This is a genomic window from Paenibacillus woosongensis (genome assembly GCF_009725165.1).
Classification (GTDB): domain Bacteria; phylum Bacillota; class Bacilli; order Paenibacillales; family Paenibacillaceae; genus Fontibacillus; species Fontibacillus woosongensis.
In genome coordinates this window covers 1-442 of the sequence record NZ_WNZW01000049.1, presented here as the reverse complement: position 1 = coordinate 442, position 442 = coordinate 1, and the positions used below count along the sequence as shown (strand labels likewise).

General features: G+C 55.0%; 1 rRNA gene. It reads left to right on the top strand.

Annotated elements, in window-relative coordinates:
- Positions 1-442, top strand: a 16S ribosomal RNA gene (locus tag GNP95_RS25555); the annotation flags it as partial.

Sequence of the window (442 nt, the reverse complement as noted above, 5' to 3'; positions counted from 1 at the left end):
GGCCTACGGGCGGCAGCAGTGGGGAATATTGGACAATGGGCGAAAGCCTGATCCAGCCATGCCGCGTGAGTGATGAAGGCCCTAGGGTTGTAAAGCTCTTTTGGCGGGGACGATGATGACGGTACCCGCAGAATAAGCCCCGGCTAACTTCGTGCCAGCAGCCGCGGTAAGACGAAGGGGGCTAGCGTTGTTCGGAATTACTGGGCGTAAAGCGCGTGTAGGCGGTTTTCCAAGTTGGGTGTGAAAGCCTTGGGCTTAACCCAAGAAATGCACTCAGTACTGGAAGACTAGAGGACCGGAGAGGATAGTGGAATTCCCAGTGTAGTGGTGAAATACGTAGAGATTGGGAAGAACACCAGTGGCGAAGGCGGCTATCTGGACGGTTTCTGACGCTAAGACGCGAAAGCGTGGGGAGCAAACAGGATTAGATACCCCAGTAGTC